Source organism: Desulfurococcus sp. (genome assembly GCF_049970475.1).
Taxonomy (GTDB): domain Archaea; phylum Thermoproteota; class Thermoprotei_A; order Sulfolobales; family Desulfurococcaceae; genus Desulfurococcus; species Desulfurococcus amylolyticus.
In genome coordinates this window covers 1-7,483 of the sequence record NZ_JBMFMW010000059.1, presented here as the reverse complement: position 1 = coordinate 7,483, position 7,483 = coordinate 1, and the positions used below count along the sequence as shown (strand labels likewise).

Genomic DNA, 7,483 nt, shown 5'->3' with positions numbered 1-7,483 from the left:
ATGAACCATTCCTAGTGGCTGTCTCGATTTGGAGCAAAAGCCTTACCCATGAGTACATCACTGAGACGGGCGAGTTCACTATAAACGTGCTCAGCGAGGAACATGCGGACCTGGCCTATAGAGCTGGAAGCGTTGGTGGAAGGGAAAGAGATAAATGGAGGGAACTAGGCTTAAACCCTTATCCCTCAAAACATATATCTACACCAGGAATTAACGGAGCATTAGGTATACTAGAATGCATAGTGGAGAATAAGGTACCTGTTGGAGAATCCGTGTTATTCATAGCTAGTGTGAAAGCTATTCATGTGAGAAGAGATTTATATGCAAGATATGGATGGAACCTGGACAAGGCTAGAATACTCATGCATAACAGTGGGAGAGTATTCACTATTAATGGGAAATTGATTCTGGTGGAAAAGAAGTAATTGTTCACTCTTCCAACCAGGTTATTAAGGTATACTGTCCTTGATTCTCTGGGCCGGGTTCTAATCTTTTTAAGTATACATATGTTATTATATTTACGTGATAGAAATGCCTAGGGTTAGAACCCATTTAGTTACATGGGATGAGATAGTAGAGTGGTCAATGAACTTGGCCAGGATTATAAGGGAGAACGGGTACAAACCCGAGCTCGTTGTAGCTGTTTCAAGAGGGGGATTCGTCCCCGCGAGGCTCATATGCGATTTCCTGGGCGTGGAAAACCTGGCCAGTATTCAAAGCCAGCACTGGACTGAGGCAGCTAAAGCCGAGGAAAGGGCCATACTCAAATATCCCTTCAAGCTCGACGCATCAGGGATGAAGGTACTGGTTGTGGATGACATCGTGGATACAGGCGAGACATTAAGGTTGGCTAGGGATTATATAAGGGATAACTGGAGCCCGCTCGAGGTTAAAACAGCAGCACTGCAATGGATAAGCCCTGTAGCTAAGTATAAGCCAGACTACTACTACTTAGAGGTAAAGGAGTGGATATGGTTCCAATACCCCTGGACCAGGCTGGAGGATACTTATCAATTCATTAAAAGAATGATGAGCGAAACATATAAGGAAACTGGTAAAAAAGAATGGAGCTATAAGGAGATAATAGATGGCTTCAAGGAATGGTATGGGATAGATGTTGGAGATATGTACTATAGAGAGGCGCTAAGGATTCTACTAGAGAAAGACATCGTAAAGTATGATCCAGGCAGAGACAAGTACTTATTGAAGGTGTGAGAAATGCTGGTCGAGCCCTCTGTGAAAGCCAGCATAGCTATTATAGGGGGAAGCGGGGTATACGATCTCCCAGGTCTAAGTAATATAAGAGAGTACAAGGTCTATACCCCATACGGTGCTCCCAGCGATAACATAATAATCGGTGAGCTACGGGGCAAAACCATAGCATTCCTACCTAGGCATGGCAGGGGACATAAGATACCGCCCCATAGAATAAACTATAGGGCGAACATATGGGCCCTGAAGAGTATTGGTGTGAAGTGGGTGATAGCTGTATCAGCTGTGGGAAGCCTTAGGGAAGACTATAGGCCAGGAGACTTTGTAATACCAGATCAATTCATAGACATGACAAAGGGAGTTAGGGACTTCACGTTCTTCGAGGGTGGAAGAGTTGCACATGTAAGTATGGCCGACCCATTCTGTGAACACCTCAGGAAGAAAATACTCGAGGCAGCCGCGAGACACCCAGATATAAGGATTCATGAAAAGGGAACATACATATGTATAGAGGGGCCTAGATTCAGTACAAGGGCTGAGAGTAGGGTTTGGAAGGAGGTATTTAAGGCCGATGTGATAGGGATGACCCTCGTGCCGGAGGTCAACCTGGCATGTGAGGCACAGTTATGCTACGCAACAATAGCAATGGTCACAGACTACGATGTATGGGCTGAAAAACCCGTTACAGCCGAGGAAGTCGTGAAAACAATGAGAGAGAACACTATTAAAATCCAGAGACTATTACCGGATATAATAGAGCTATTGAAAGACGAGCCACGTGGAGAGGAGTGTAGCTGTTGCAGGAGCCTGGAGACAGCTTTAATGTAGGGGCTTACCTGGGTAAACTAGGTAAACTAGAGGAGGAAGCTAGGAGCCTATCAAACAATATAAGGAATTTTTTAAGTGAGACAGGCTCGAACAGGCTCATTATATCCTACAACGGTCATGGTTACCTACCAGCATCATGCATGTTCTGGCACGTAGTAACCATGGATGAAGAAAAATCAATCCTTCTCCTTGATATTCCATCTACATCATTATATGTGCTGGCTTACAGGGATCCCACACCTTTAATCATATACACGTCAAACCATTCAGGCCTACTTAACATACTTCAGATAGCTAGAATAATGAGCCATCCCTATATGGCGCTAGTGGCTAAGCCTGTTGATAAAAAAATCGTGGAGGTATTGAAGAGCTATAACATCATCTACACAAGCATCAATGATGAGCTTGACTCAACCCTTGTAATGGCTATCGCTGTGTTCCACGCATTAGCCAGTATATATAAGGATAGATTATCCAGGAGAGGTGTGAGGGTATTTGAACACAGCAGGGAAGGCTTCACCTTAATAGCTGGAGAACTCATAGAGGTTTACAAGGATGTTTTCTCTAAGGTATCCCTTCATAGAGAAGTAGTGGTATCATCGAGTAGGTTAATGGAGCCCTCCGCACGCTACCTAGTTGACGCATTAAAACGTAGACGGGTGAATGCTAGGTATGAATATCCTGAGTCAATACCTAACTCAGCGGACGTGTTATTAATCGGTACTAGTGTGGAGGAGTATTATCTAAGAGAACTCAAGAGCAGGCTTGCAGTGGGGAAAACTAGAGTAAACGAACTAATATTAAACACTGACCCTATTGAAGCCAACATATACTTAGCCATAATAGCTAATTATCTAGCCTGTTGCGGGTTCTGAATCCTTTCTGAATTCTTGTAAATATTTTTGAACACGTTTTATTCTCTCGACGTCTCTACTCGTTTTCCTCGATGACTATTGCTTTTACTTTTCTCCCGGTATTCTCTGGGCGGGTATACGGAGTATTCCCCCGCTGTGAAGGGTGAAGCCGGACGGAGCGGGGGAATCATACATGAGGGGTGAAGCAGGTAGCCAGAAATATCTACAGGCAATCACAGATATTCACCAGACCCGAACCCTGGAGCACGCTTTATAAGCACAATGGTTTAAATCTATAAGAACAACCTATATATCTAGACGTGTAAGAATATCATTATTTAATACCCAGTCTGTTTTAAGCTAGTTAGGGAGGATGAGTATGAGTAAATTATTATACTCAAGGAAAATACCGTACCTGGCTGGTGCAGGCGTATTCATAGGCATGTTTATCTCGGTATATAATTTAACACTCCCATACGTGGCAGCCGGCCTAGCCGTTTTCTTCATCTCACTACTCTATTTCTACATCTACATTAAGAGCCAGGATAGCTTAAAGGAGTGCAAGAGTGTTATACACATGATCATCCTAATAACATGCCTCGGCTCCATCATTGGTGCTGCTCTCTCAGGGTTTACGCTTACCTCAGCCCTTACCGCTACAGGCATATCCTCGGCTCTACTTATACTAGCTGCATTAATTGAGAAGGTGTAGGGTTTGAGGATAGCTGTTGTGGATTATAAAAAAGAGCCTAGGAAGGGCTCACTTGAACTAATGGAGTCGATATCTAGGCACGGGCATGAACCAGTTTACTTGAAGACACCGATGCTTGATGCTGTGTTAACGCCTGGGGGCATCAAGGTGTACCAGTCCACGGAGGAGGTAAGTGTTAACGCTGCTATTCTAAGAGGAATAGGCTTCATAACCAGCTTAGAGACTCTAATGAAGAGGATCGGTGTTCTCGAGGCACTTGCTTCACAAATACCCGTGATCAACGATCCTTCTAAATCCCTTATCGCTAGAGACAAGTGGAGATGCCTCCTGCACCTCTACTTAAAGGGGGTTCCCGTACCAGAGACGCTTGTAACCGAGAACCCCTTTACAGCTATGAGGTATGTTAAAGACAAGCATATAGTGGTATACAAGCCCCTCATGGGGAGCCTTGGCCTAGGGAGCACGCTAGTGCAGGACCCAGATCTCGCATTTAACGTTACAAGGGGATTAATGAATATAGGTTTACCAAGCTACTACCAGGTGTACCTTGAGAAGCCGGGTTATGATTACAGGGTTTTCGTAGTTGGCGAAGAAGTAATAGGTGCCATGAAACGTGTTAACCCATATTCTTGGAAGACAAATGTGGCCCAGGGAGCTGGTGGAGTACCTGTCAGCGAGAAGGAGGAGCCAGAGGTATATGAGCTGGGCTTGAAAGCCGTGAAAATACTTGGCCTAGAGTATGCGGGCGTCGATATAGCGTATGATAAGGGTACCGAGAGATACTATATTCTAGAGGTGAACGCGTTTCCACAATGGGAGGGGTTGAGGAGCGCTACAGGAGTAAATCCGCCCGATTACATTGTAAAATATGTTATCGAAAAAATAAAAAAGTAGAGTAGGCTTAGAAGACTAATGTTTCATCCTGATCTTTACTACTGAGCCCTGGAATTCCTGCTGTATATTTAATCCTCCCTGAACCCTGTTCTGCAGCTCCTGCAGCGACAGCTGGAGTAGTTGTAGTCCCGTGGCATTGGTCTTCGATGCTACCTCTTTCACTAGATCATAGCAGTAATTCCTCAACTGCTTCCCCATCATTACCCTTGTTAATACGGGGTGTTTACTGAGCTTTTCTAGTGCTGAAGCTAGTATGTTAGCTATCTGAACGTATTCTCTCTCCTTCCACATCTCAGTTCTATTCTGTATCTCCTTTCTAACCTCGCCCACTATATCCCTTATGCTCTTAATCTCGCCCTTCTCTACTCTAGCATTTATCTCGCTTCTTAATTCCAGAGGTAGCTTATCCAGTAGTCCTGGAGGGATGAATGGCTTCCCCCTGATTATCCCGAGGTCTCTAAGATACTGGGTGAACACGGTCTTCACTAGTGTAGAGTACGCCCTAACATAAGCCTTGTACCCGGCTATGGCGTGCCTGAATGCTGCTGTAACATTGCCTTCTCCAAGGTATTGCTGTGCTAATGAGGTTAGATTATCACCCTTACTGACCCAGTAGTATGTAAAAGTGGTGTTGAAATTCTTTGACTCAGCGTAGCTTACCGCGTTTAACAGTATGGATTTTAACTCGCTTGATGCGGTTATCACAGCGTTTACAGTCTCGTCTGTCACGGTGTTATTCTCGCCAAGGCTACTGTATATTACCCTTGCCAGCACTGGATTAGCGAATGAAGGAGCATGGCCATAGTGTATCGCGGCCACTACGGCGAAGACTATTGCCCTCCTACTTGCATTATCCTTCAGCTCCAGGGCCTTATCAAGGAATTTATCACCGATGTTAAGAGTCACGTTAGCAACGCTTACATTATGGTTTACCTCCCACATGAACAGCTCATACGTTATATTCCTCATCATGTATGCTAGGTTTAAGGCATCATCGATGGATATAGCTGGCACTGTGAGATTCATCGTGCTGTTCCCAACGATGATGTCACTGGCTACCTCTGAATCCTGGGATTCCTGATCCCCGCTTGCGATGATGGGTATGGATGCTAATGGCGCTATCGAAACTATTAATGCCACTATGGATATTAACCCGATTATCCTCCAGTTCACATTACACCACCTCAAGGAGGGTATATAGCGATAGTTAAAAATAAGGGCTCGTCTGAAACAATCGGGGAAACTGTTCCAATATGCTTGAAACCATCGGACTCATCGGACACATTAATAAACTACCCACCAGTATTATTATGATCGACATGATGAATAGCGAACCGTCGGAGCTGTGAAGAAGAGCTCTCAGCCTGATTAAAACTGAATCTAACACCCATCCCCCATGGTGGCAGCTGCTTCAGGCTCCCTAGGTATCTAGAGTATCATTGAAACCAGGGAAATCTAAGTGCTATAACCTATGAGACATAGTATTGTAGGCTTGAATAAATCGAATTCTATGAACGCTCCTAGAGATAAATGTGACAACAATAAAAGACCTTAATTCAGGAGTTAATAATAGTGTGGAAATATATGTTCGACTGGTTTAAAACACTAATCATGTACAGGTCTGACGCGTTAACTGTATGGGGCGATCCTATCGTAGTTGAAAGACTCTCCTGGTATTATAGCGTGATGAAAAACGAGAAGCCAGCTAGATTCATGGTCGCGAAGAAGATCCCCGTGGATATAGATCCTTACAATAATATGCCCCTGGATGAACTATGGAGCATTCACGAGAAGGCGTCCAGGGAGTTCGCATCGCTTCTCAGAGATATAGTTGAGAGGGGCCTCGACATCAGTGAGCTGGAAACCCCTAAATACAGCTACCTTGATATAAAGACGGCTATAGCGTATAAGCTTATTGAGGAGTGCAGACTCTGCGAAAGGAAATGCGGTGCTAAGAGGATTAAGGGGAAGCCCGGTGTCTGCATGGTAGATAGGGAGTGCATAGTGCACAGCTTCTTCCACCATATTGGTGAAGAAGCTCCCTTGGTACCCAGCGGGACGATATTCTATGGTGGATGCAACTTTAAATGTGTTTTCTGTCAGAACTGGGATATAAGCCAGGTACATGCTAGAGATGGGGAACGGGTTTCACCAAGGGAATTAGCGTTTATACAGAGGAATCTAAGGCTTAAAGGAGCCAGGAACATAAATCACGTAGGTGGGGAGCCAACGCCCCATCTACCATTCATACTTGAAAGCCTCAGGTACCTCGATGTAAATGTACCCCAGTTATGGAACAGCAACATGTATATGAGCGGGGAGGCTATGACGCTACTACGGGACATAATAGATATATGGCTGCCCGACCTGAAATACGGCAATAATGAGTGCGCTTGGAGACTCAGTAAGGTGAGAAACTACTGGGAGATTGTAACTAGGAATATAAAGGTAGCACATGACTCCAGTGATATAATTATAAGGCACTTGGTTTTACCAGGGCACGTAGAGTGCTGTACGAGAAGAGTCTTAGAATGGATCGCATCGAACACGCCAAGGGCATTAGTGAATATCATGGATCAATATAGGCCGGAACACATAGTAGCTAAACACCCCGGGTTATACCCTGAGATAGCTCGAAAACCTAGCGCATCAGAATTAAAGACCGCTTATGAGATAGCCGATAGCTTGGGGATAATGTATCAACAGGTATCATGAGGCGATTTCATTGAGTAAACCAGGTATTGTTTCAGAATACTATTTCAGCGATCATTATAGAGTCATAGTCGTCGAGGAAGGCGACTCCTATATAGTATCAGTTGATGTATATAGGAGTAAATGGATTTTCACGGATTACACAGAAAAATGCGTGGAAAACACATGTCTACTCCTAAAAGAATTATCACCAGAACCCGGTGATAATCGATACGTGGATCTAGATAGTGTATCAAAGATAATAATCATAGGTGTTAAAGTAGACGATAAC

At 44.3% G+C, this 7,483-nt stretch carries 9 protein-coding genes; 8 read left to right on the top strand and 1 reads right to left on the bottom strand.

What is annotated here, in order from left to right:
• The 6 genes from ACP5N5_RS04755 to ACP5N5_RS04730 form a co-directional block, all read left to right on the top strand.
• A partial coding sequence (locus ACP5N5_RS04755; RefSeq protein ID WP_428133414.1) for a flavin reductase family protein occupies positions 1-425 on the top strand: 425 nt, incomplete at its 5' end.
• Positions 426-531: 106 nt separating this feature from the next.
• On the top strand, positions 532-1,215 hold the full coding sequence (locus tag ACP5N5_RS04750) for a phosphoribosyltransferase (RefSeq protein WP_276814754.1): 684 nt from the start codon (positions 532-534) through the stop codon (positions 1,213-1,215).
• A gap of 3 nt (positions 1,216-1,218) precedes the next feature.
• The gene (locus ACP5N5_RS04745; protein ID WP_012608713.1) at positions 1,219-2,040 is read left to right on the top strand and encodes an S-methyl-5'-thioadenosine phosphorylase; all 822 of its coding nucleotides are present in this window, start codon (positions 1,219-1,221) and stop codon (positions 2,038-2,040) included.
• Positions 2,010-2,915, top strand: a complete 906-nt coding sequence (locus ACP5N5_RS04740; RefSeq protein WP_012608714.1) for a hypothetical protein — start codon at positions 2,010-2,012, stop codon at positions 2,913-2,915. The genes ACP5N5_RS04745 and ACP5N5_RS04740 overlap by 31 nt, the downstream gene beginning before the upstream one ends.
• Positions 2,916-3,273: 358 nt before the next feature.
• Complete coding sequence (locus tag ACP5N5_RS04735; protein ID WP_156915450.1) at positions 3,274-3,606, top strand: hypothetical protein; 333 nt, start codon at positions 3,274-3,276, stop codon at positions 3,604-3,606.
• A 3-nt stretch (positions 3,607-3,609) separates the two neighbouring features.
• Positions 3,610-4,500, top strand: coding sequence for an ATP-grasp domain-containing protein (locus tag ACP5N5_RS04730; protein WP_012608716.1), 891 nt, complete (start codon positions 3,610-3,612; stop codon positions 4,498-4,500).
• 15 nt (positions 4,501-4,515) lie between these two features.
• Here the strand turns inward: ACP5N5_RS04730 and ACP5N5_RS04725 are convergent, their stop codons facing one another.
• Positions 4,516-5,673 (bottom strand): hypothetical protein, encoded by a 1,158-nt coding sequence (locus ACP5N5_RS04725; protein ID WP_428133409.1) that lies wholly within the window; start codon positions 5,671-5,673, stop codon positions 4,516-4,518.
• Between the two features lie 411 nt (positions 5,674-6,084).
• Between ACP5N5_RS04725 and ACP5N5_RS04720 the strand changes: the two genes are divergently transcribed.
• Both ACP5N5_RS04720 and ACP5N5_RS04715 read left to right on the top strand, forming a co-directional pair.
• On the top strand, positions 6,085-7,215 hold the full coding sequence (locus ACP5N5_RS04720) for a radical SAM protein (protein ID WP_428133416.1): 1,131 nt from the start codon (positions 6,085-6,087) through the stop codon (positions 7,213-7,215).
• A gap of 10 nt (positions 7,216-7,225) precedes the next feature.
• The coding region (locus tag ACP5N5_RS04715; protein ID WP_428133407.1) for a hypothetical protein at positions 7,226-7,483 on the top strand (258 nt) is incomplete at its 3' end.